Raw genomic sequence first — 22,990 nt, 5'->3', positions numbered from 1 at the left:
TGAGTGGTAAGTGACGTTCTAACGCCACTTACCACTCACGACCCGCTGTACCGAGAACCTCTCGTCACCGAGCTGGCGTGAGGCGTCCCGAAAGCCACTTTCGGGACATCACACGTCGCGAAAGTGGCTTTCGCGACACGACCTGGCGATGCCATCTCCGGCGCCCTCACTTCAGGCCTTGCAGGGACAACAGCAGCGGATGCACGTCGGTCGCCCCCACCCGGCCGGACGGCTGGAAGGCCGGATCGCTGCACAGCAGCACCGGACCGTCCTCTGTGGAATCCGGTAGCCGTCCGTGTGAGCCGCGTACCCAGCGCGGGTCGGTCGGGACGACGTCCATCGCGTACCGGAGCCCGGCGAACTTCTTCGCCAGGTTGAGCCCGGCCCGCGCCTTGGCGAACTTGTCCTCCGGATCGAAGAACAGTTCGGCGGGGTCGTAACCCGGTTTGCGGTGGATCTCGACGCCGCGCGCGAAGTCGGGCTTCCGCTCGTCGTCGAGCCAGTAGTAGTAGGTGAACCACGAGTCCGGTTCCGCGACCGCGACGAGTTCGCCGGCGCGTTCGTGGTCGATCCCGTACTTCGCCTGCGCCTCGCGGTCGAGGACCTCGTCGACGCCGGTCAGCTCGCCGAAGATCGAACGGACCCGCTCCACGTCGGCGGAGTCACGGACGTAGACGTGTGCCACCTGGTGGTCGGCGACGGCGAACGCGCGCGACGCCCACGGGTCGAGGTACTCCATCCCCGCCTGGGTGTAGACCTCCAGCAGGCCCTCGCGGCGCAGCGCCCGGTTGATGTCGACGGGGCGCTCCACGTTGGTGATGCCGTACTCGCTGAGCACGACCACGGTCGCCCCGGCGTTGCGGGCGTCGTCGAGCAGCGGTGCGAGCGCGGTGTCCAGTTCCCGCGCGGCCAGCGCCGCCTGGGGAGCGTCCGGGCCGAAGCGCTGCAGGTCGTAGTCCAGATGCGGGACGTAGGTCAGCAGCAGGTCGGGCCGCTTCTCGCGCAGGATCTGCCGGGAAGCGCCGATCACCCACTTACTCGACTTGATCGACGCCGTCGGGCCCCAGTACTGGAAGAGCGGGAACTCCCCCAGCGCGCCGGTCAACTGGTCGTGCAGTTCCGGCGGACGCACGTAGGCGTCCGGCGACTTGCGGCCGTCGGCGTGGTAGATCGGCCTCGGTGTCACCGTGACGTCGGTGCTCATCCCCATCGCGTACCACCAGCACACGTTCGCCGACGTGTAGCCGGGGTGCGCCGACCGCGCGGTCTCCCACAGCTTCTCGCCACTGACGAGACGGTTGTGCTGGCGCCACAAGAAGATCTCGCCGAGTTCCCGGAAGTACCAGCCGTTGCCGACGATCCCGTGCTGCGCGGGCATGAGCCCGGTGAGGAAGGTCGACTGCGCGCTGCAGGTGACGGCGGGCAGCACCGTGCCCAGTTCGGCCTGCCAGCCGTCGCGGGCGACGGCGGACAGGTTCGGCATGTCCCGCAACGCCTTCGGGGTGAGCCCGACGACGTCGATGACGACCAGCGGCTTCACGCGGAAACCCCTTCCCGGACAAGGTTCGCCTTGGCCCATTCGAGTTCGGCGGCGATCCCGCCGACGAGGTCGCCCGCGTCCGGGAGCACGCTCCAGGTATAGGTCTCGACCTCGATATGCGGTTCGCCGGGCAGCCCGGCGGCGACCGTGCGCAGGACGTCGGTCGTGGTGGCGAGCGGCGCGGCCGGGGCCTGGTGCAGCGGCATGTGGAAGTGCACGCGCCACGGGCCCTCCCCCGGCAACTCCGTCCAGGCCTCGGGCAGATCGTCGGCCTTGTGCACGACACCGTCCGCGCCGAGCTCCCGCACCTGGTGCAGATAGCGTGGTTCGGCGAAAGTGGCCAGGGCTTCCGCCGCCTCCGCGGGCTTTTCGACGTGCAACGCCGCGGAAGCCTGGACCTTGACGATGTCCACCTCGGACTCCGCGATCGCCTTGAGGGTCTCCGCCGGATCGGCGAACGACACCGCGAGGTGACAGGTGTCCAGGCACAACCCGACGTACTCCGGGTCGACGCGGCCCGAGAGCCAGGCCAGCGCGTCGGCCACCGTGTCGAGCACGCAGCCGGGTTCGGGTTCGACGGCCAGCCGGATCGGCCGGTCACCGGTGGTCCGGATCGCCCGGACGACCTGTTCGAACGCCGTGGCCGCGGCGTGGTCGTCGTGGTCGGTCCACGGCTCGCGCCAAGCCAGCGGCAGGGTGGAGATACTGCCGTACGTGGCGTCCTCGGCGAGCAGATCCGCGAGCACGGTCACACAGTCGATCGTGTAGGCGACCCGTTCGCTTTCCGTCCACAAAGGACGATAAACCGCGTGCTTGACGACCTCGTCGTGGAAGCCGCCGTACGGGAACGCGTTCAGCGTGTAGACGGACAACCCGCGGGCGTCCAACTCCGCGCGGAAGGCCTTGCGCGCTCCGGCGTCGTCGGCGAGTCCGCGTGCGACCGGCGCGGAGAGCCACAGTCCGACGCCGAGCTTGTCGGCGCCCAGCCGCTCACGAACAGGGAGCGCGTACCGCTCCAACTGCGCGACGATGCCGTCGACGTCCTCGCCCGCGTGGACGTTCGTGCAGTAGGAGATCATTTGCGGGCACCTCGCAGGACCGAGTTGCCCTCGAAGGTCTCCGCCTCACCGGTGAAACCGGGCAGCGGGTCGAGGGTGAGCCGCCCGCTCTGGTCGTAGAAGGCGACCGGGTTCTGCCACAGCACCTTGTCGACGTCGGCGCCGGTGAACCCGCCGTCGAGCATCGCCTGCCCGGTTTTGGCGGTCTTCAAGGGATCCGAGCGGCCCCAGTCGGCGGCCGAGTTGACGATCATCTTGTCGAGGCCGTACTGGCGCAGGATCTCGACCATGCGGTGCTCGTCCATCTTGGTGTCCGGGTAGATGGAGAAGCCCATCCAGGCGCCGGAATCCTTGACCAGCTTGACGGTGACCTCGTTGAGGTGGTCGACGATGACGCGCTCCGGCGCGATGCCCGCTTCCCGGACGACGTCGAGGGTGCGTTTGGTCCCCTCGAGCTTGTCGCGGTGCGGGGTGTGCACCATCACCGGCAGATCGTGTTCGAGGGCCATCGCCAGCTGCCGCGCGAAGACCTCGTCCTCTTCCTTGGTCATCGAGTCGTAGCCGACCTCGCCGACCGCGACGACGCCGTCCTTGGCCAGATACCTCGGGAGCACGTCGAGCACCTCACGGCAGCGAGGGTCGTTGGCCTCCTTGGGGTTCAGCGCGATCGTGCAGTGGTGCCGGATGCCGAACTGGGCGGCGCGGAACCGTTCCCAGCCGATGAGCGCGTCGAAGTAGTCGGTGTACGAGCCGACACTGGTGCGCGGCTGCCCCAGCCAGAACGCGGGTTCGACCAGCGCGCGGACGCCTGCCGCGTACATGGCTTCGTAGTCGTCGGTGGTCCGGGAGGACATGTGGATGTGGGGATCGAAGATGCGCACGGTCAGTGGCCTTCCTTGAGCAATGAGAGGGCGTCGGCGGGAACGTCACGTCCGGCCGCCCTGCGTTCGTCGGCGAAATCGGCGAGCATGCGCCTCAGCTCGTCGTCCGCGCGGGTTTCGAGCTCCGCGACGGCGGCGAGGGGAACGCCGACGAAAACGCATTTCAGGACACCGTGCCGCCACGTGTGCGGTTCCAGGTGACGCGCCGCGAAGGCGCCCATGGCCGCGGCGACGAGCCGGATGTCGTTGGCCCGCAGGGCATCGGCGACGAGCAGTTGCCCGGCTCCGCTGACCTTCTCGTCGAGGGCTCCGTCCTGGACGAGCTTGTTCAGCCCGCGCAGGACCCCGCGCCGCTCGGCGTCGTCGCCGTACCGGTACAGCTCGCCCAGTTCGACCGCCAGATCCGCCGGGGGCAGCTGACGGGACAGCACCCCGATCAGCCGCGAGCGGGCCGCGTCGTCGACGGTGCCGTGGATCAAGCCCTGCGGATCGGTTTCGGGCTGGAGCGCCGTCCGCCCGACCTCACGACCGACGGCCGGGAAGAGTGAGCCGATGACCGACGGCTTCTCCCGGATCCGGCTTTCCGCCTTGGTCAGCCAGGTGTCCTCCGGCAGCGCCGCGGTCAACGCCTCGAAGGCGCGTCGCGCGGTGTCCGGCGCGGCGTGACTGTGCCGCGGCAGTTCGACCGCGGCCAGCCCGGCGTAGCCGATCTCGCTCAGTGCCGCCAGCGTCGCGGGCAGATCCAGCTGCCCGTCACCGAACTCCAGATGCTCGTGGACCTTCGGCAGCATGTCGTCCAGCTGCACGTTCCACAGCAGCGGACCGGCAAGACGGACGCATTCCGCCGCGTCCACCGGCTCGACGGCGACGCAGTGCCCGACGTCGAGCGTGACACCGAACAGTTCCGGTTCGCCGAGTTCCTTGCGCAGATCCAGGACCTGGCCGAGATGCTGCACGAGGTGGCCGGGCTCGGGTTCCATCGCCAGCCGCACGTTCAGCCGCGCGGCGTGCTCCAGGACCGCCGCGACACCCTCACGCAACCGAGACCAGGCCACACCATTGTCCACAGTGGACACACCAGACCAGAACGAGACACAGTCCGCCCCGAGGTCGCCCGCGATCTGCAAAGCCTTCGCCAGGAAGTCGATCCGGAGCGCGGGGTCGTCCGACAGCAGCGTCGGCGAGTGCTTGCGCCACGGGTCGAGCAGGTACCGCGCGCCCGTCTCGATGACGACCCGGTTCAGGCCGAGCGCCGAAAGCCGGGAGGCCACGTGGTCGACCTGTCGCGCCAGATCGTCGGCGAACGGGTCGAGATGGTCGTGGTCCAGCGTCAGCGCGACCCCGGTGTACCCGAGGTCCGCGATGACGGCGAGCGCGTCGTCGAGCCGGTGGTTGGAGAACCCGTTGGTGCCGTATCCCAGGGAGAAACTCATGTGGGGCTCACCTTCCGCGACAGCTTGCGGGCGATCGGCAGCGCGGCCGCGACCAGCGCGGCCCCCAGTACCGAGCCCTTGGCCGTCACCGCCGCCTGCAGCGGGACCATGCCGTGGATGCCGGACTTGGTCGCCGAGCGCACGGACTTCGCCGACGGATCGCGGACGGCGTCCGCCTGCGCCCTGCCGACCAGGCCCGCGTAACCCGAACCGGCCGCCAGAGACGCCGCCCGGTGCCAGCCACCGCGGACCGGGCCACTCAATGCCAACGTTGTCGCCGCACAGCTCGTGGCGAGCGCGGCACGGGCCGTCGCCGGGCTTCCACCGTGGACCTCCCCGGTGGACAACGCGGTGACGCCGAGCGTGTGGACCCCCACGGCCGCCGCGGCGGTGAGAGCACGGCGAGGTTCATGGCCCGCTCCCAGCAGGACGTCGAGCGTGCGGCAGGCCGCCATCGCCACCGGTCCGGCCGGGGTCGGCTTGAGCACGGTGTCGTAGGCCCACACCGCGGCCGCGAGCGGGACCGCGACCTTCATCGCCCCGCGGCCGCCGCCGAGCGCGGCCAGGCCGAGCCCGGCCGCGGTCAGCGCGGCGCCGGTGGTGAGCGCCGCGCCCGCGCTCACCCGCCCGGACGGGATCGGCCGCTCGGGACGCTCCACGGCGTCGAGCTCCCGGTCCGCCCAGTCGTTGAGGGCCATCCCGGCCCAGTAGAAGGCGACCGAGGACAGCGGCAGCAGCAGCCGTCGCCCGGTCATCTTGAGCCCCGCCGCGGCGGACCCGGCGACCGTGTCACCGAGCACCGTGAGCGCGGCGGGCGCCCGTACGAGTTCTACGTAAGCCTTCACAGGGCGGCCGCCCAGGTGATCAGGCGGGCGGACTGCTCGGCGAAGCGGTGCTCGTCGCTGCCCAGCGGGTCCTTGAAGAAGAAGCCGAGTTCGGTCAGCGCGCCGCTCTGGCCCGCGGCGTGCGCAGTGGTGACCAGGCGGGCGAGGTCGAGGATCAGCGGCGCCGCGAGCGCGGAGTCGTAACCGGTCCAGGTGAACTGCAGGCTCATGCGCGCGCCGAGGAAACCCTCGAACGACACGTGATCCCACGCGGTCTTGACCTCGCCGAGGTCGGGCACGTTGTCGATGTGCAGCGGCGCGGTGACGTCCTCGCCGAGCAGCGCGGCGAGCCCGCGTGCCTTCGATTCCAGCTTGCTGTTCGCGGTCACCGGGTCGGCCAGGGTCTCGCCGTCACCGCCGCCGAGGAGGTTGGTGCCCGCCCAGGAGCGGACCTTCAGCGCCCGCGCGCTGAACATCGGCGCGAGGACGGTGCGGAGCAGGGTCTCGCCGGTCTTGCCGTCGGAACCCGCGTACGGCAGGCCTTCCCGTTCGGCGAGCTCGCGCAGCGCGGGCAGGGTGATCCCGGCGGACGGCGTGAACTCGACGTACGGAGCCCCCGCTTTCAGTGCCGCGTAGGCCGAAAGCGAGCTGGACGGCAGTACCGCCCGCGCCGGATCGGCCAACGCCGTTTCGAGCGCGTCGAGGTCGTCGTGTTCGGGCAGGTGGGGGCACGGAGCCTCGGTGGAGGACACGTTGACCACGACGACCCGCGCGAGGTCGTGCCGGTCGGCGAAAGCTCGGATGTCCGCGGTGAGCCGGGCGGCCGCGTCGGACTGGGCACCCGTATGCGTCGCCGGGTGATAGCCGTCGCGGATCTCGGCGTCCACTTCGGCCAGCCCGGACCGGACCGCCGAGAACACCGAGTGCCCGAACACGCCGGCGTGCGCCAGCTGTTCGGCCCGCTTCTCCAGCGGGGTGTGCACGATGTCGTGCCCGCCGAGGACCAGATCGTCCCAGCCCGGCAACGGAACCCCGGCGAAATCGGGCAGTTCGGTGACGCAACCGCCACCGCCCGTCACCCCCGCGCGGAGGGCGAGCAGGCCCACCGCCGCGGTCGTGGCGACAGACCCCCTCGCCCCGATCAACCAGATGCCCGTACGCTCGTGAGCAGGCATTTCTCCACCTTTCCAGAACCCGAAAACGCCAACTGTGTTCACCATCGGATGGTCGGACGTTTCGGATCGAACCAAGTCGCACTGATGTACGTCCATGCGACTTTCGGCTGGATCTACTTCTCAGTTACTCCCCCTCGCAGTGACGCCGGGCACAGCGGTCCAACGGGACTCTTCGGACGCGCTGCGTTCGACCGCGTCCAAGACCTGCTGGACCCTCAACCCGTCCTCGAAGGACGGTTCGGGATCCGTGCCGTCGCCGATCGCGGTGAGCAGGTCGGCGACCTCGTTGGTGAAGGTGTGCTCGTAGCCGAGGAGATGCCCCGGCGGCCACCACACCCCGACGTACGGGTGCTCGGGTTCGGTGACCAGGATCCGGCGGAACCCCGCTTCGGTGGCGGGCTGGCCACCGTCGAACCAGGACAGTTCGTTCATCGATTCGAAGTCGAACGCGAGGCTCGCCTTCGACCCGTTGATCTCCAGCCGCATCGCGTTCTTGCGGCCCAGCGCGAACCGGGTGGCCTCGAAACTCGCCACCGCGCCGCCGGTGAACCGGCCGAGGAACAGGGCGGTGTCGTCGACCGTGACCTGGCCGGTGCCGCCGTCGCCGTCCGGCCGTTCCTTGACGAAGGTGTTGGTGAGCGCGGAAACCCCGGTGATCGTGTCACCGGTGACGAACTGGGCCGCGTCGACGATGTGCGCGCCGAGATCGCCCAGCGCGCCCGAGCCCGCCTTGTCCTTGTGCAGCCGCCAGGTCATCGGCGACGCCGGATCGGACAGCCAGTCCTGCAGGTAGACCGAACGCACGTGCCGGATCTCGCCGAGCGCCCCGCTCGCGACCAGTTTCCTGGCGTGCGCGAGCGCGGGCACCCGGCGGTAGTTGAACGCCACCATCGACCGGACGCCGTTCGCGCGGGCCTTCGCCGCCGCCTCGGCCATCGCTTCGGCCTCGGCGAGGGTGTTGGCCAGCGGTTTCTCGCACAGCACGTGCTTCCCGGCCTCGAGCGCGGCGATCGCGATCTCGGCGTGGCTGTCGCCCGGCGTGCAGATGTCGACCAGGTCGACGTCGTCACGGGCGATCAGCGCGCGCCAGTCCGTCTCGACGTCTTCCCAGCCGAACCGTTCCGCCGCGGCCTTCGCCCGCACCTCGTCACGGCCGCCGAGCACGGCGAGTCTCGGGATCAGCGGCGGGGTGAAGAACCGGTGCACACTGCGCCACGCGTGCGAATGCACCGCACCCATGAACGCGTGGCCCACCATGCCGATCCCGATCGTTTCCTTTGCCGTGCTCATGCCCCTCCTAGGTCCGCTTGCGTGTGTCGGGTACGCGGGTCTTACGAGTCGAAGCCGACGTCCATGTACTTGTCGACGTTCTCCTTGGTGACCACCGCGGAGTACGTGGTGATCTCGGCGGGGATCTCGTGCTCGGCGAAGTCACCGGCGCCCTTGCCCTGGCCGAGCAGCCGCGCGAGCGAGATCGCCGAAGACGCCATCGACGGGCTGTAGAGCACCGTCGCCTTCAGCGGCTCGGCGTCGGACTTGATCAGGTTCATCGCGTTCTTCGACCCGGCGCCGCCGACCATCAGGAAGTTCTTGCGGTTGGCGTTGTTGATCGCCGCGATGACCCCGACCCCCTGGTCGTCGTCGTGGTTCCACAGCGCGTCCAGCTTGGGCGCGGACTGCAGCAGGTTCGACGTCTGCTTCTCGCCCGACTCCGGCGTGAACTCCGCGGCGACCCGCGGGCCGACCGCGAAACCCTGACGCGCCAAGGCGTCCTTGAAACCCTTGCTGCGTTCCTGGGTCAGCGGCAGCGAGTCGATCCCGGCGACCTCACCGATCACGGGGCTCGCGATGTTCTTCGCCTTCATCTGCTGGGCGATGTAGTTCCCGGCGTTGACGCCCATCCGGTAGTTGTCGCCACCGATCCAGGTGCGGTACGCGAGCGGGGTGTCGAAGACGCGGTCGAGGTTGATCACCTGGATACCGGCGTCCATCGCCTGCTGGCCGACCGCGGTGAGCGCCTTGCCGTCGAACGGCAGGATCACCAGGACGTTGACCTTGGCGTTGATCAGCGTCTCCACCTGGGAGATCTGCTGGTTGACGTCGTTGGTGCCCTCGGTCGCGTTGAGCGTGACCTCACTGAACTTCTGCGCCTGCGCGCGGGCGTTCTTCGTGATGGCGGCCATCCAGCCGTGGTCCGCGGCCGGTGCCGAGAACCCGATGGTGACCGGGGTTCCGGGCTGCGAGTTGGCCCCGGCGTTGGCCACGTTGGCGGCGTTGTTCTGCGCCGGCGCCTCGTTCGAGGTGCACGCGGTCAGCAGCGCACCCGCTCCGACGGCCGCGCCTCCCAGCAGGAAGCGGCGGCGATGCAGGGATTGTTCGGTCATGACGACTCTCCATCCACGGTGATCAAGTACTCGTCTTGGTTTTCTTTACGGAGCGGAACTGGAGCAGCGCGGCCAGCACGATGATCACGCCCTTGGCGATGTTCTGGATGTCGGTGTCCAGGTTGTTGAGCGTGAAGATGTTGGACAGCACGGTGAAGATCAGCACGCCGATCAGGGTGCCGATGAGCGAGCCGCGGCCGCCGGTGAGCAGCGTGCCGCCGATGACGACCGCCGCGATGGCGTCGAGTTCGTAGAGCATGCCGTTGGTCGAGGCGCCCGCGGTGGTGCGGGCGACGACCATCAGCGCGGCGATGCCGCAGCACAGACCGGCGACGCCGTAAACGAGTGCGGTGTGCCGCTTGACGTTGATGCCCGCCAGGCGCGACGCCTCGGCGTTGCCGCCGACGGCGAAGGTGCGGCGGCCGAACGTGGTGCGGTTCAGCACCACCCAGCCGACCGCGAACACCAGCGCGAACATCCAGATCAGCACCGGGATGCCGAGCAGGTCACCGCGGAAGAACTCGAGGAAGCCCGCCTCGGCGACCACCTGCGTGCGGCGGCCGCTGATGCGTTCCGCGAGCCCGCGGGCCGAGACGTACATCGCCAAGGTCGCGATGAACGGCACGATCTTCCCGTAGGACACCAGGATCCCGTTGACCAGACCGCAGCCGAGGCCGACGAGGAGTCCACAAAGGATCATCACCCACGGGCCGTAGGACTGGGTGGCCAGTGTGGTCAGCCAGACGCTGGAGAGCGCCACGATCGACCCGACCGAGAGGTCGATGCCGCCGGCGATGATCACGAACGTCATCCCGACGCTGACCACGCCGATCGCCGCGGCGAGCCGCAGGATCGTCGAGATGTTGCCTTCGGTGAAGAACTGGTCTGGCCGGGTCACGCTCCCGACGACGCACAGGATCACCAGCACCCCGGTCAGCGCGAGCAGCCGGGAATCGAGTGAGAAGGCGAGTCCCTTCTTCTTCGGTGGTACGGGTTCCACGGCGGTTCCCGTACGCACCGACTCGGCTTGGTCAGTCACGCCGCACTCCCCTCGAGAATCACGTCGAGCACATCCGCCTCTGTCAGCTCCGCAGACGGCTTTTCAGCCAGGACACGTCCTTCACGCAGCACCAGCACCCGGTCGGACAGTCCGAGTACTTCGGGGATCTCGCTGCTGACGAGCACGATCGCGACCCCGGTCGCGGCCAGTTCCTCGATCAGCCGGTACAGCTCGGCCCGCGCGCCGACGTCGACCCCGCGCGTCGGCTCGTCCAGCAGCAGCACCCGGCAGCCGCGGACCAGCCAGCGCGCGAGCACCGCCTTCTGCTGGTTGCCGCCCGAAAGCGTGCGGATGATCCGGTGCGGGTCGGCGGGCCGGAGATCGAGCCGCCGCAGGCTTTCCCCGGCGTCTTCCAGTTCCCTCGACCGCTCGGTGAAGCCGAACGTCGCGTACTTGCCGAGGCTCGCCAGGGTCACGTTGTGCACGACGGGCAGGTCCAGGAGCAGCCCTTGGCTCTTGCGTTCCTCGGGCGCCAGGCCGATCCCGGCCTTGACCGCCGCGGACACACTGCCCGCCCGGACCGGCTCTCCGTCGACCGACACCGAACCGGTGTCCTGCTTGCGGGCGCCGAAGATCGTCTCCAGCAGCTCGCTGCGGCCGGAGCCGACGAGGCCCGCGATACCGACGACCTCACCCGCGTGCACGGTGAAACTCACGTTTTCGAACTCGCCGACGGTGGTCAGGTTCTCCACCTTGAGGACCTCGGTGTCCGGGTCCACGTGCTCCTGGTGACGCGGGCCGAACACGGTTTCGACCTTGCGGCCCGCCATCAGCGCGACGAGGTCCGAGGTCGGCGTCTCCTTGGCGTCGAGGCCGGTGGAAACGGTCTTGCCGTCCTTGAGCACGGTGACACGGTGGCCGATCCGGCGCAGTTCTTCGAGTCGGTGGGAGATGTAGATGATCGCGACGCCCTCGGCGGTCAGTTCGCCGACGATGCGGAACAGGTTGTCGACCTCTTCCCCCGCCAGCGCCGCGGTGGGCTCGTCCATCACCAGCAGCTTCGCGTCGTACGCGAGTGCCCGCGCCATCGAGACCAGCTGCTGCCCGGCGGCGGAGAGCTTGCCGACCTCGGTCGAGGGCGTGATCTCCGGATGCCCGAGCCTGGCCATCAGCTCGGCGGCCTTCTTGCGGGATTCGCTGATCCGCGTGAACCCGAACGACGCGCGTTCGCGGCCGAGGAAGATGTTGTCGGCGACGGAAAGTCCCGGTACCAGGTCGAGTTCCTGGTACATGGTCGCGATCCCGATCTTCAGGGCGGCGACCGGCGAGGGCAGCGTGACCTGCTCGCCCTGCCAGAAGATCTCGCCGCCGTCGGGACGGTGCGCCCCGGCGAGGGTCTTGATCAGCGTGGACTTGCCCGCGCCGTTCTGGCCGAGGAGACAGTGCACCTCGCCGGGTTCGACGTCGAAGTCGACCCCGTCGAGCGCGCGCACCCCCGGAAAGGTCTTCACGATCCCCCGGACCGAAAGCAGGGTCATGCCGGTGCCTCCTGGGTGACGAACGGGACGAGCGTCGGATCGGCGAAAAGCCGTTCGGTGGCGAGATGTGCGGCACCGCGCAGCGGGGCGGTGGTACCCAGCGGGGACGGCTCGACGCGGTAGGCGGGCTCGTGCCCGAGCGGACGCGCGGACAGTTCGCGGCGCACCGGCTCGACCAGCCACTCGCCCAGTTCGGCGAAGTACCCGCCGAGCACCACGACGTCCGGGTCGAGCACGTCGACCACGGTGGACACCGCGACGCCGAGCGCGACCCCGAGTTCCGAAACCGCCGCGACCGCGCGCTGATCACCGCGCTGGACACGGTGCTTGAGCAGCCCGACCCGGCCGTCGACGCCGAGCGCGGGGTCGTGCAGCGGGTCACCGGGTGAGGCGGCGCCGCGCAGGACGGCGTTGAGCCCCGCCTTGGTCTCCAGGCAGCCGACCCGGCCGCACTGGCACTGCTCGCCGGACGGGTCGACGGTGATGTGCCCGACCTCGCCCGCGAAACCCCTGGCACCGCGCAGGATCGCGCCGCCGGACACGAGTCCGCCGCCGACGCCCATCCCGCCGCTGAGGTAGAAGAGCTCCCGCACACCGCGCCCGACACCGGCGACGGCCTCGCCGACCGCGCCGAGGTTGGCCTCGTTGTCGACCGCGATGGCGTCGGCGGGCAGCCCGAGCCGGGCGGCGAGCAGATCGGCGATCTCGGCGTCGCGCCAGCGCAGGGTCGGCGCGAACCGCAGCACGGCGGCGGCCGAATCGACCAGGCCGGGAACGGACACCGTGACGCCGACCGGCAGATCGTCGCGGAGCACCTGCCCGGCGAGGAAGGCGAGCTCGTCCATGCTCCGGTGGAGACCGAGCGCGGCGACGTCGGCGGTCTCCGTGCGTTCGGCGACGACGCTGCCGTCGAGGTTCGTGACGACGGCGGCGAAACGATCGGCCTCGACGCTGAGCGCGAGCCCGTAGGCGCTGGCCCCGTTCAGCTCGACCAGCTGACTGGGCCTGCCGTTGCCGCCGGCCTGCAGTCCCGCGGAGCGGACGAGGCCGCGTTCGGACAACTCGGTGATCAACCCGGAGACAGCCGCTTTGGTGATCCCGCAGCGCGCCGCGAGCTGGGTGCGCGAAAGCGGCCCCCCACGCAACGCACGCAGGAGCGCGGCGAGGTTCGCCGTGCGTGGATCAGTCGCGGCCACACTGCCCTCACTTACGAATCGGCCGTAACAAACTTTGTTACTTAGCCAGCGAAAGTAGGGTGGTGCGTGTCACTCGTCAAGGTGACAACAGGACAGAAATCCCCGCCGTCACCCGAATAGCCGTCCAGATCAGTACAGACTTTCGTACTTCATGAGCGAAAGTCTGTACGATCTTGACGTTACTAATCGGAATCAGGTGGGTGCTCAACGTGCCGCTGGGAGGTCACTCAGCGCTTCCGGACGTCGCTTCGCTCCGCCTCCAGCGCGTGCAATGAAAGGCCCGTTCCTTGCAAAATTTGCAAGGAACGGGCCTTTCATTGCACGCGCGATACCGCAGAGCCGAGCGTGGTCAGCTACTCAGCGTGAAGGCTCGGTCCGTGGCGGACCAGGCGGCCCCGATGACGCCGGCGGTGTCCCCCAGTTCGGACAGCACGATCGGCAGGTTCCCGGTCGCGAGCGGCAGCGACCGCCGGTAGACCGAGCTGCGGATCTCGGCGAGCAGCTGATGCCCGAGCTGCGCCACACCACCGCCGATCACGACCATGCCCGGGTTCACGAAACTCACCAGCGAGGCCACCACCTGACCGAGCCGCCGCCCGCCGTCGCGGATCAGGTTGACCGCGCCGAAGTCGCCCGACGCGGCCGCGCGGCCGACGTCCTGGGCGGTGATCGCGCCGCGGTCCGCGACGACGTCGGCGAGGTACGCCGACCGGCCGCTGCGCGCGAGCGTCAGTCCGTCGCGGGCCAGCGCGGCGCCGCCGAAGTACGCCTCCAGGCAGCCTGTCTCACCGCAGGCGCAGGTGGGCCCGTAGTCGTCGAGGCGGATGTGCCCGATGTCGCCCGCGGTCCCCGCGACGCCGCGGTACACCTTGCCGCCCAGCACGATCCCGCAGCCGATGCCGGTACCGATCTTGACGAACACCAGATCGTCGGTGGAGCGGGCGACCCCGGCGTGCCGTTCCCCGAGCGCCATCGAGTTCACGTCGTTGTCGACGGTGACCGGGCAGCCCAGCAGTCCACCGAGATGGTCACGGACGGAGAACCGGTCCCAGCCGGGCATTATCGGCGGCGCGACCGCCATGCCCTCGGCGAAGCTCACCGGCCCCGGCAGGCCGATCCCGGCGGCGATCAGCTTGCCCGGCGCCTCTTCGCGGATCTTCTCCGCGAGGGCGCTCACGCGTTTGAGCACGGCGTGCGGTCCCTGCCGGACGTCGCAGTCCTCGACGGTGTGCACCAGCACCTCGCACGAAGCGTCGGTGAGGGCGACCCCGACCGAGGTCGCGCCGATGTCGACGGAGAGCACGCGCAGGTCTCCCGCCAGCCGCACCAGCGTCGACCGCCTGCCGCCCCGGCTCGCCGACGGACCCGCGGTTTCGACGAGGCCGACCTCGGCGAGGCGCGCGACCTCGGCACCCACCCGGGCACGCGGCAGCTCCAGCCGCTCCCCCAGTTCGACCCGGGACATCGGGCCCTCGTCCCGCAGCAGGGTGAGCAACTGGGTCTGGTGCCGGGTTTCGACCATCGGATGCTCCGTGGTGGATGCCGTGCTCATTCAAGCGAGCCTACGGCGTTCTCCCCGGGGTGTCCCGAATGCCACGGCGAAGACTCGCTCACGACATTCGGAACCTTCGGTGACGCCCTGGCGGGAACAAACCCACGGAAGCCTTCTAGTCCACTGTGGACTTTTCGGTGCGCATCAGGATCCACGCCGGGATCAGCACGATCGCGGTGATCCCGGCGATCCACCAATGCGTGTCGGCGATGACGGACGCGGCCCCCGGAGCGGCGGCGAAGCCCACGGAGACGACCACGGTCAGGATCGACGTCCCGAAGGATCCGCCGATCCGTTGCAGCATGGCGAAGATCGGCATCGCGTGGGAAATCCGGTCCCGGCGCACCAGCATCAGCCCGGCGGCGAGCGCCGGGGTGGTGGTCAGGCCGATGCCGCAGCCGCGGACGACCTGCACGGCCGAGAGCCACCAGTAGTCGTCGGATCCGGTGAGCAGCGCCAGCGGCACTGTCCCGATGATCGTGACGATCAGCCCGGCGAAGATCACCCGGGCGCCGCCGATCCGGTCGGTCAGCCTGCCCGCCAGCGGAAGTGCCGCGACCGTGCCGAGCGCCAGCGGGGCGGTCAGGAACCCGGTGGCGACGAGACTCTCGTGGCGGACGTCGAGGTAGTACAGCGGCAGGACGATCATCGCGCCGAACAGCGCGACCCCCATCCCGAAGATCACGGCGGCGGCCGAGGAGAACGCGCGGTCGCGGAACAGCCGCAGTTCGAGCAACGGCGCCCGCGACCGCAGCGCGGTGACCACGAAGACGGCGAGCAGGACCGCCCCGGCGATCGCCGGGACCGGGGCGGCTTCCGCGACGCCGAAAACGAGCAACGGCAGCCCGGTCATGGTGAGGACCAACCCGCGCACGTCCAGCGGTTCAGTGCCGGCGGCGGTCTCCCTCGGCAGCCATTTCCGGCCCAGCAGAAGACTGAGCACCGCGAGCGGCACGTTCACCAGGAACAGCCACGGCACGCCGAGCCCCTCGGTGAGCACGCTGCCGAACAGGGTGCCGAGCACCGGCGCGAGGTAGATCGGGATGCTCAGCACGGCCATCATCCGGCCGAGCCGTTTCGGCCCCGCCGTCACCGCGAACAGGATCTGCCCCGCCGGGACCAGCAATCCGCCTGCCGCGCCTTGCAGGACACGGAAAACGATCAGCGCCTCGATCGACGTCGCCATCGCGCAGAGCGCGGAGAACACCGCGAACAGGCCGACGCACAGCAGCCAGAGCCGGGTCGTCCCGAAGCGGCGGCTCGCCCAGCCGCTCACCGGCACCATCGCGGCGAGCGCGAGCAGGTAGCCGGTGGCGACCCACTGAGCGGTACCGAGCGAGGCACGGAATCCGGCCGCGATCGTGCCGAGCGCGATGTTCACCACGGTCGAGGTGAACATCGACAGGAACCCGCCGAGGGTCAAGATCGAGGCCATCCCCCACAACGCGGGGGTAAGGCGCTCGTCAGCGGCACGCCCGATCATCCTACCTGCCATTCTTATCACCGTTAAGATCTTAACAGTGATAAGATCGCCTGGAGTTGTCAAGTCCGATACGGACCGGCGAAAGTGTGCCCATGGTCGTGAGACGGGATGGCTACGTTCGAGCCGCGCTCGAACTCCTCGACGAGGTCGGGCTGGACGGCTTGAGCCTGCGCAAGCTCGGGGAGAAGCTCGGCGTGCGGGGTCCCGCGCTCTACACGCACTTCAAGAGCAAGCAGGCGTTGCTCGACCAGATGGCCGAAACCATGCTGGACGACAACCTCGCCCCGCTGAACGATCTCGCGGCGATGGACGACTGGGCCGGGTGGCTGACCCGGCGCGCCCGCACCATCCGCCGCACGCTGCTGTCCTACCGGGACGGCGCCCGCCTGCACGCCGGTTCCCGCCCGACCGGGCGGTCGGCGATGACGCCGCTGGTCAAACCGTTGCGGGAAGCGGGCTTCACCGAAGAGGACGCGACACACGCGATCCTCGCCATCAGCCGGTACACCCTCGGCTGCGCGATCGACGAACAGCAGCACATCGAGGGAGACTCGGCCGTCGACCATGCCGAGGATCCGGCCGCCTCCTTCGAGTACGGTCTCGCCCGCTTGATCGCCGGACTCCGGGCGGACGTCGATGTCGCAAAACCGCCAGACCAGGATGTCGCATAACTGCTGGAATGGCGGCATGACGACCGACAACGCCCGGCTGTTCCGTTCCCTGCACGTCCCGTCGAGCCCGCTGGTGCTGGCCAACGCGTGGGACGTCGCGAGCGCCCGGCTCATCGAGGACGCGGGCGCCGCCGCGATCGCCACCACCAGCGCCGGGGTGGCGTGGAGCCTCGGCGCCCCCGACGGCGACCTGCTCGGCCGCGACCTCGCGGTGGACCTGATCGCCCGGATCGCCCGCCTCGCAACGGTTCCGGTGACCGCCGACATCGAAGGCGGCTACGGGGACACTCCCGGCGACGTCGGCGAGACCGTCGCGGCCGTGGTCGCCGCGGGTGCGGCCGGGATCAACATCGAGGACGGCCCTCGTCCGCCCGAAGAGGTGGTCCCGCGGATCGCGGCGGCCCGCGCGGCGGACGGCGACGTGTTCGTCAACGCCCGGATCGACACCTTCCTCAGGGGGCTCGGCGGCGTGCCGGAAACGCTGGAGCGCGCGGCCGCGTACCTGGCGGCGGGCGCGGACGGGATCTTCGTTCCCGGCGCCACCGACCCCTCCGTGATCGCCGCGCTCGTCGAAGGCATCGACGCGCCGGTGAACGTGATGGCCCACCCCGGTGCGCCGAGCGTCAAGGAACTGGCCGCGCTCGGGGTCGCGCGGGTGAGCGTCGGCTCCGGGATCAGCCAGGCCGCGTACGCCGTCGCACGGGAAAGCGCCCGGGAGCTCTTCTCGACCGGCACCTACTCTCGCCTCGAAGAGTCCGTGGACTACGGCGTCCTCAACGGCCTGCTGAACCCCCGCAAGTAGTCCTCTAGTTGCGACGGAGGGGCGGTCAGGACCAGAGGTAGCGGCGCTCGGGGCGTCCCGTCCCGCCGTACTTGAGGGTCACTTCGGCCTTCCCCGTCGCCACGAAATGCTCGAGGTACCGGCGCGCGCTCACCCGCGCGACGCCGGTCGCCTCGGCGCATTCGCTCGCGGAGATCCCGGCGGGCGCGCCGCGCAGCGCGGTCTCCACCAGCCGCGCGGTCTCCGCGGTGAGTCCCTTGGGCAGCACCGGTTTCGCGCTCGGCCGCGCGCCGAAGACCTGGTCGACGTCGGCCTGCCCGGCCTCGGCGAGCCGGTCCAGCCGCTGGTGCAGCGTGGCGAAGTGGGTCAGCTGATCCCGCAGGGACGCGTATTCGAACGGCTTGATCAGGTAGTGCAGGACCCCGCCCCGCATCGCCTGCCGCACGGTTTCCACGTCGGTCGCCGCGGTGATCACGATGACGTCGACGTCTTCGGTGGCCCGCAACTCCCGCAGCACCGAAAGCCCGTCCAGATCGGGAAGATAGACGTCGAGCAGGACCAGATCCGGTTTCAGTTCCCGCGCCAGCCGGATCGCGTCGGCGCCGGTGTGCGCGACCCCCACCACGGCGAACCCGTCCGTGCGCGCGACGTATCCACTGTGGACTTTCGCGACCATGAAATCGTCGTCGACGACGAGGACCCGGATCATCGCGGCAACCTCGCGGTGAACACGGCACCGTCGTCGTTGTGCACCTCGACGGAACCGCCCCGCCGGACGCACGCCTGCCGGATCAGCGCGAGCCCGAGACCACGCTGACCGTGTGCGGCGGCCTTCGTGGTGAAGCCGTGCTTGAACACTTCTTCCGCGATCTCCGGGGCGACTCCCGGACCCGAGTCACGGACCTCCACCCGCACTTCGTCCTCCTCTTGCCAGACCCCGACCTCGATCCAGCCCCGTTCGCCGACCCGCATGGCCGAACTCAGCGCGTCCAACGCGTTGTCGACGAGATTTCCCAGCACCGTCACCAAATCCGTGGAAAGCGCGTCCTCGACGCGGTCCAGTTCGCTGTCCGGCGCCATTCGCAGCCCGACACCGCGTTCCGCGGCCAGCGACGCCTTCGCGATCAGCAGTGCCGCCACCGCCGGGTCGCCGACGCGCGAGCCGACCTCCGCGCGCCACTCCCCTTGCGCCGAGCTGATCCGGCTGACGTAACCGCGAACCTCTTCGTATTCCTCGAGTTCCAGCAGCCCGGAGATGGTGTGCAGCCGGTTGCTGAACTCGTGCGCCTGCGCCCGCAACGTGTCGGTGGCGTGTTTGCTGGCGTCGAGTTCGTCCCGCAGGGTCATCAGATCGGTGCGGTCCCGCAGGGTGACCACGGCCCCTCGTTCGTCGATCGGCATCCGGTTCAGCGTCAGTACCTTTCCTTGCCGCAGCACGATCTGGTCGGCGCCGGTCGCGCGGCCGGTGAGCAGCTCGCGGATCCGGTCGTTGAGATCGAGGTCCTCGACCGACCGGCCGACGGCGTCCTCCGGCAGCGCCAGCAGCGCGCGGGCCTGATCGTTCACCAGGGTGATCCGGTGCTGCGGATCGAGCCCGACGACGCCCTCCTTGATCCCGTGCAGGAGCGCCTCCCGGTTCTCCACCAGCGCGGTGATCTCGTGCGGCTCCAGGCCGAGCGTCTGGTTCTTCACCCGCCGCGCCAGCAGCAGCGAACCGCTCACGCCGATCACCAGCGCGACCCCCAGCACCCGCAGGGCGTTGTCCGGCGAGTCGAGCACGCCGGCGAAGAACCCGGGCGACTTCGAGCCCGCGGCGACCATACGGACCACCCTGCCGCCCTTCGCGTCGAGCACCGGGACGTGCGCCACGATCGAGCCGTCCAGTTCGCCGACCCACGACCGTCCGGAAAGGACGGTGCTCTCCCCGATGTCGAGCGTCGTCCTCAGCTGGCCCGGATCCGGCGACGCCAGCACGTAGCGGTCCGCGCCGGCGATCACGACGGAGTCCACGCCCGAGAAGCTCCGCGCGGTCTCCGCGGGGGCGTTCAGTTCGAACGGGCCGTTCTCGAGGTCGCCCACGACCCCCTGCGCGGCGACACTCTCCGCGACCGAAAGCACCCGGCGCCCCTCCGTCGTGCGGAAGTTGTTCCCCGCCTGGGTGACGGCCAGTACGCCCACCGCGCACAGTAGGCAGGTGACGACAACCAGTTGCCACACGAGGAGCTGGCGGGCCAAGGAACCCCGAGCACCCATCGCCACCTCCGCGTGACCAAAACGACCACAACAACCATTGGGCCCGCAAGCGGGACATCTCTGTTTACACGAGTGCAACATGTCCAACCACGCGGCAGAGAGGCGGGGATCACAGTGAAGCCCAGTAACTGGTTGGCCATCGCAGCGGCGCTCGTCGCCGTTTTGCTGGTGCCACCGTTGCTCACCCCGGGTGGCGAGGCCGACGAGGGCTCGCAGATCCGGTCGTTGCGGGTACTCGTGCCCAACGCGCCCGGCGGTGGTTACGACATCACGGCCCGCACGGCGACCAAGGCGATGGAAGACGCCGACCTGCTCGGCAACGCGGAGGTGTTCAACCTCCCCGGCGCCGGCGGCACGGTCGGCCTCGGCCGCACGGTGGCCGAACGCGGCAACGGCAAGCTCGTCATGTCCATGGGGCTCGGCGTCGTCGGCAGCGTGTTCACGAACAAGTCGCCGTCTTCGCTGCTCGACACCACGCCGGTGGCGAAACTGATCGAAGAATCGGACATCGTCGTGGTCGGCAAGGATTCGCCGTACCAGACGATCGGCCAGCTCATCACGGCGTGGAAGGCCGATCCGGGCGCGGTCCAGGTCGGCGGCGGTTCCTCGCCCGGCGGCCCGGACCACCTGGCGCCGATGCTGATGGCGAAGGCCGTCGGGCTCGCGCCCAAGGCGGTCAACTACGTCCAGTTCGACGGCGGCGGGGAACTGCTCGCGTCGGTCCTCGGCGGCAAGGTCGCGTTCGGTGTTTCGGGCATCGGCGAGTACCGCGACCAGATCGCGGCGGGCACGCTCCGGGTGCTGGCGGTGACCAGCGAGAAGCGGATCCCCGGCGTCGACGCGCCGACGCTCTCGGAGTCCGGTGTGGACGTCAAGTTCACCAACTGGCGCGGCATCGTCGCTCCGCCGGGCATCACGGACGCGGACCGCGCGAAGCTGGTGAGCCTGTTCGACCGGCTGCAGAAGACGCCGCAGTGGCAGGAAGCCTTGCAGCGCAACGGATGGACCGGAGCGTTCGCGCCCGGGGAGCAGTTCGGTTCGTTTCTCAAAGAGGAGAACACGCGAGTGGCAACGGTGCTGAAAGAGCTGGGTCTGGCATGACGACCACGTGGCTGAAGGAGCGCTCCGAACTCGGGGTGAGCGTGGTACTCCTGGCGCTCGGCGTGCTGGTGCTCACCGACGCGCTGAGCATTCCCACCGATTTCGCCCAGCGCGGGCCGGTGGGGCCGAAAGCGGTGCCGATCCTGGTCGGTTCGCTGCTGCTGCTCGTCGCCGTGCTGCTGGCGCGCGACGTGCTGCGCGGCGGCAAGGGCGAGGCCGAAGGCGGGGAGGACATCGACCTCACCGAGCCCGCCGACCTGCGCACGGTTCTGTTGCTGTGCGCCGCTTTCCTCGCCAACGCGGCGCTGATCGGCCTGGTCGGTTTCCCGATCTCGGGCGCGATCCTGTTCTGGGGCGCGGCGTACGCGCTCGGCAGCCGGAACCTGGTGCGTGACCCGCTGATCGCGGCGGGCATGTCCGTCGCGACCTTCCTGGTCTTCAACAACCTGCTCGGTGTCCCGCTCCCCGGTGGCCCGTTGATGGAGGTGTTCTGATGTTCCAGCAACTCATCGACGGCTTCGGTACCGCGCTGACCCCGACCCATATCGCGATGGCGGCGATCGGGGTCCTGCTGGGTACCGCGATCGGCGTGCTGCCGGGCATCGGCCCGGCCATGGCGGTGGCACTGCTGCTCCCGGTGACCTACGGGCTGGAGCCCACGGGCGCGTTCATCATGTTCGCCGGCATCTACTACGGCGGCATGTTCGGCGGTTCGACGACGTCGATCCTGCTGAACACCCCGGGCGAGAGCGCGGCGGTCGTGGCGGCGATCGACGGCAATCCCATGGCCCGCAAGGGCCGCGGCGCGCAAGCGCTGGCGGCGGCCGCGATCGGGCACTTCGTCGGCGGCATCCTCGGCACGATCGCGCTGGTCGTGCTGGCCCCGGTGATCGCGAAGCACGCGGTCGACATCGGCGCGCCGGACCTGTTCGCGATCATGGTGCTGGCGTTCATCGCGGTCACCTCGGTACTCGGCAGCTCCCGGATCCGCGGCGTGGCGTCGCTGCTGATCGGCCTCACCATCGGCCTGGTCGGCCTGGACGAGATGACCGGCCAGCAGCGGCTGACCTTCGGCTCGCTGCACCTGGCCGACGGCATCGACGTGGTGATCGTGGCGGTCGCGCTGTTCGCGGTCGGCGAGTCGCTGTGGGTCGCGGCGCACCTGCGGCGCAACGCGTTCAAACCGATCCCGGTCGGCAGGCCGTGGCTGTCGCGCGCCGACCTGAAGCGGACGTGGAAGCCGTGGCTGCGCGGGCCGCTCATCGGGTTCCCGTTCGGCGCGGTGCCCGCCGGTGGCGCCGAGATCCCGACGTTCCTCTCGTACGTCACGGAAAAGCGGCTCTCGAAGCACAAGGACGAGTTCGGCAAGGGCGCCATCGAAGGCGTCGCGGGTCCGGAAGCGACGGCTTCGGCGTCGGCCGCCGGAACGCTGGTCTCGATGCTGACGCTCGGCCTGCCGACCACCGCGGTCGCGGCCGTGATGCTGGCGGCGTTCCAGCAGTACGGCATCCAGCCGGGACCGCTGCTGTTCGAGCGGGAATCGTCGCTGGTGTGGGGTCTGATCGCCTCGCTGTTCGTCGGACTGACGCTGCTGCTGGTGCTGAACCTGCCGCTGGCGCCGCTGTGGGCGAAGCTGCTGCGGATCCCGCGGCCGTACCTCTACGCGGGCATCCTGTTCTTCGCCAGTGTCGGCGCGTACGCGGTCAACGCGGACATCTTCGATCTGCTGGTGATGTTCGTGATCGGCCTGATCGGCTTCGCGATGCGCCGCTACGGCCTGCCGGTGCTGCCGGCGATCATCGGCGTCATCCTCGGCCCGGCCGCCGAACAGCAGATGCGGCGCGCGCTGCAGCTGAGCGACGGCAGCCTGACCGGGTTGTTCAACACCCCGTTCGCGATCGTGGTCTACGTGATCATCCTGCTGATCCTGTTCTTCCCGTTGATCAAGCGCTTCCTGCCTGCCCGTCCCACCGCCGACGAGGCGGAGCCCAAGGACAAGGTGAACGCCTGACCAGTGGGAATCACAAGGAAGGCCCGGTCTCGACTGCCCCGAGACCGGGCCTTCTTTCGTATCGTCGCCGCACGGTTTGAACCCCTTCCGGTCGCCGTACGTGTGCGGG

General features: G+C 69.6%; 20 protein-coding genes. 5 read left to right on the top strand and 15 right to left on the bottom strand.

Annotated features, from left to right (window positions below):
- Positions 1 to 166: 166 nt before the first annotated feature.
- From ACLJPX_RS43450 to ACLJPX_RS43390, 13 genes are all read right to left on the bottom strand, one after another.
- The gene (locus tag ACLJPX_RS43450; RefSeq protein ID WP_410605972.1) at positions 167 to 1,540 is read right to left on the bottom strand and encodes an alkaline phosphatase family protein; all 1,374 of its coding nucleotides are present in this window, start codon (positions 1,538 to 1,540) and stop codon (positions 167 to 169) included.
- Entirely contained in the window at positions 1,537 to 2,619 is a 1,083-nt protein-coding gene (gene eboE, locus ACLJPX_RS43445; protein WP_410605971.1) for a metabolite traffic protein EboE, read from the bottom strand. The genes ACLJPX_RS43450 and eboE overlap by 4 nt, the downstream gene beginning before the upstream one ends.
- Entirely contained in the window at positions 2,616 to 3,479 is an 864-nt protein-coding gene (locus ACLJPX_RS43440; protein ID WP_410605970.1) for a TatD family hydrolase, read from the bottom strand. Before ACLJPX_RS43440 ends, eboE begins: the two co-directional genes overlap by 4 nt.
- A gap of 2 nt (positions 3,480 to 3,481) precedes the next feature.
- Entirely contained in the window at positions 3,482 to 4,912 is a 1,431-nt protein-coding gene (locus tag ACLJPX_RS43435; RefSeq protein ID WP_410605969.1) for an EboA domain-containing protein, read from the bottom strand.
- A complete protein-coding gene (locus ACLJPX_RS43430) occupies positions 4,909 to 5,757 on the bottom strand; it encodes an SCO3242 family prenyltransferase (RefSeq protein WP_410605968.1) in 849 nt (282 codons plus the stop codon). Before ACLJPX_RS43430 ends, ACLJPX_RS43435 begins: the two co-directional genes overlap by 4 nt.
- A complete protein-coding gene (locus tag ACLJPX_RS43425) occupies positions 5,754 to 6,911 on the bottom strand; it encodes an inositol-3-phosphate synthase (protein ID WP_410605967.1) in 1,158 nt (385 codons plus the stop codon). The genes ACLJPX_RS43430 and ACLJPX_RS43425 overlap by 4 nt, the downstream gene beginning before the upstream one ends.
- A 120-nt stretch (positions 6,912 to 7,031) precedes the next feature.
- Complete coding sequence (locus tag ACLJPX_RS43420) at positions 7,032 to 8,201, bottom strand: Gfo/Idh/MocA family protein (RefSeq protein WP_101612764.1); 1,170 nt, start codon at positions 8,199 to 8,201, stop codon at positions 7,032 to 7,034.
- A 41-nt stretch (positions 8,202 to 8,242) separates the two neighbouring features.
- Positions 8,243 to 9,295, bottom strand: coding sequence for a substrate-binding domain-containing protein (locus ACLJPX_RS43415; protein WP_410605966.1), 1,053 nt, complete (start codon positions 9,293 to 9,295; stop codon positions 8,243 to 8,245).
- A 22-nt stretch (positions 9,296 to 9,317) separates the two neighbouring features.
- Positions 9,318 to 10,334 carry an ABC transporter permease gene (locus tag ACLJPX_RS43410; RefSeq protein ID WP_101612762.1) on the bottom strand — a complete coding sequence of 339 codons (1,017 nt, stop codon included), beginning with the start codon at positions 10,332 to 10,334 and terminating at the stop codon, positions 9,318 to 9,320.
- Entirely contained in the window at positions 10,331 to 11,833 is a 1,503-nt protein-coding gene (locus tag ACLJPX_RS43405) for a sugar ABC transporter ATP-binding protein (RefSeq protein ID WP_410605965.1), read from the bottom strand. The genes ACLJPX_RS43410 and ACLJPX_RS43405 overlap by 4 nt, the downstream gene beginning before the upstream one ends.
- Positions 11,830 to 13,029, bottom strand: a complete 1,200-nt coding sequence (locus ACLJPX_RS43400) for an ROK family protein (RefSeq protein WP_410605964.1) — start codon at positions 13,027 to 13,029, stop codon at positions 11,830 to 11,832. Before ACLJPX_RS43400 ends, ACLJPX_RS43405 begins: the two co-directional genes overlap by 4 nt.
- A gap of 349 nt (positions 13,030 to 13,378) precedes the next feature.
- A complete protein-coding gene (locus ACLJPX_RS43395; protein ID WP_410605963.1) occupies positions 13,379 to 14,581 on the bottom strand; it encodes an ROK family protein in 1,203 nt (400 codons plus the stop codon).
- Positions 14,582 to 14,696: 115 nt separating this feature from the next.
- The gene (locus ACLJPX_RS43390; protein ID WP_410605962.1) at positions 14,697 to 16,076 is read right to left on the bottom strand and encodes a DHA2 family efflux MFS transporter permease subunit; all 1,380 of its coding nucleotides are present in this window, start codon (positions 16,074 to 16,076) and stop codon (positions 14,697 to 14,699) included.
- An 80-nt stretch (positions 16,077 to 16,156) separates the two neighbouring features.
- On the opposite strand from ACLJPX_RS43390, the gene ACLJPX_RS43385 reads away from it, so the two are divergent.
- Both ACLJPX_RS43385 and ACLJPX_RS43380 read left to right on the top strand, forming a co-directional pair.
- On the top strand, positions 16,157 to 16,735 hold the full coding sequence (locus tag ACLJPX_RS43385) for a TetR/AcrR family transcriptional regulator C-terminal domain-containing protein (RefSeq protein ID WP_410605961.1): 579 nt from the start codon (positions 16,157 to 16,159) through the stop codon (positions 16,733 to 16,735).
- A 16-nt stretch (positions 16,736 to 16,751) separates the two neighbouring features.
- Positions 16,752 to 17,537, top strand: coding sequence for an isocitrate lyase/phosphoenolpyruvate mutase family protein (locus ACLJPX_RS43380; protein ID WP_101612756.1), 786 nt, complete (start codon positions 16,752 to 16,754; stop codon positions 17,535 to 17,537).
- Positions 17,538 to 17,562: 25 nt separating this feature from the next.
- Here ACLJPX_RS43380 and ACLJPX_RS43375 read toward each other — a convergent pair whose 3' ends face one another.
- Together ACLJPX_RS43375 and ACLJPX_RS43370 are read right to left on the bottom strand one after the other, a co-directional pair.
- The gene (locus tag ACLJPX_RS43375) at positions 17,563 to 18,225 is read right to left on the bottom strand and encodes a response regulator (RefSeq protein WP_101612755.1); all 663 of its coding nucleotides are present in this window, start codon (positions 18,223 to 18,225) and stop codon (positions 17,563 to 17,565) included.
- Positions 18,222 to 19,769, bottom strand: coding sequence for an ATP-binding protein (locus ACLJPX_RS43370; protein WP_410605960.1), 1,548 nt, complete (start codon positions 19,767 to 19,769; stop codon positions 18,222 to 18,224). Before ACLJPX_RS43370 ends, ACLJPX_RS43375 begins: the two co-directional genes overlap by 4 nt.
- A gap of 132 nt (positions 19,770 to 19,901) precedes the next feature.
- Here ACLJPX_RS43370 and ACLJPX_RS43365 point away from each other — a divergent pair, with 132 nt between their 5' ends.
- From ACLJPX_RS43365 to ACLJPX_RS43355, 3 genes are read left to right on the top strand one after another with little or no spacing between them, the layout of a single operon-like run.
- A complete protein-coding gene (locus ACLJPX_RS43365; protein ID WP_410605959.1) occupies positions 19,902 to 20,870 on the top strand; it encodes a Bug family tripartite tricarboxylate transporter substrate binding protein in 969 nt (322 codons plus the stop codon).
- Positions 20,867 to 21,364, top strand: coding sequence for a tripartite tricarboxylate transporter TctB family protein (locus ACLJPX_RS43360; RefSeq protein ID WP_410605958.1), 498 nt, complete (start codon positions 20,867 to 20,869; stop codon positions 21,362 to 21,364). Before ACLJPX_RS43365 ends, ACLJPX_RS43360 begins: the two co-directional genes overlap by 4 nt.
- The gene (locus tag ACLJPX_RS43355) at positions 21,364 to 22,881 is read left to right on the top strand and encodes a tripartite tricarboxylate transporter permease (RefSeq protein WP_410605957.1); all 1,518 of its coding nucleotides are present in this window, start codon (positions 21,364 to 21,366) and stop codon (positions 22,879 to 22,881) included. Before ACLJPX_RS43360 ends, ACLJPX_RS43355 begins: the two co-directional genes overlap by 1 nt.
- The last annotated feature ends 109 nt before the right edge of the window (positions 22,882 to 22,990 follow it).

The organism is Amycolatopsis sp. lyj-90 (assembly GCF_046549035.1).
GTDB lineage: Bacteria > Actinomycetota > Actinomycetes > Mycobacteriales > Pseudonocardiaceae > Amycolatopsis.
This window is presented reverse-complemented; position numbering and strand designations above follow the sequence as displayed.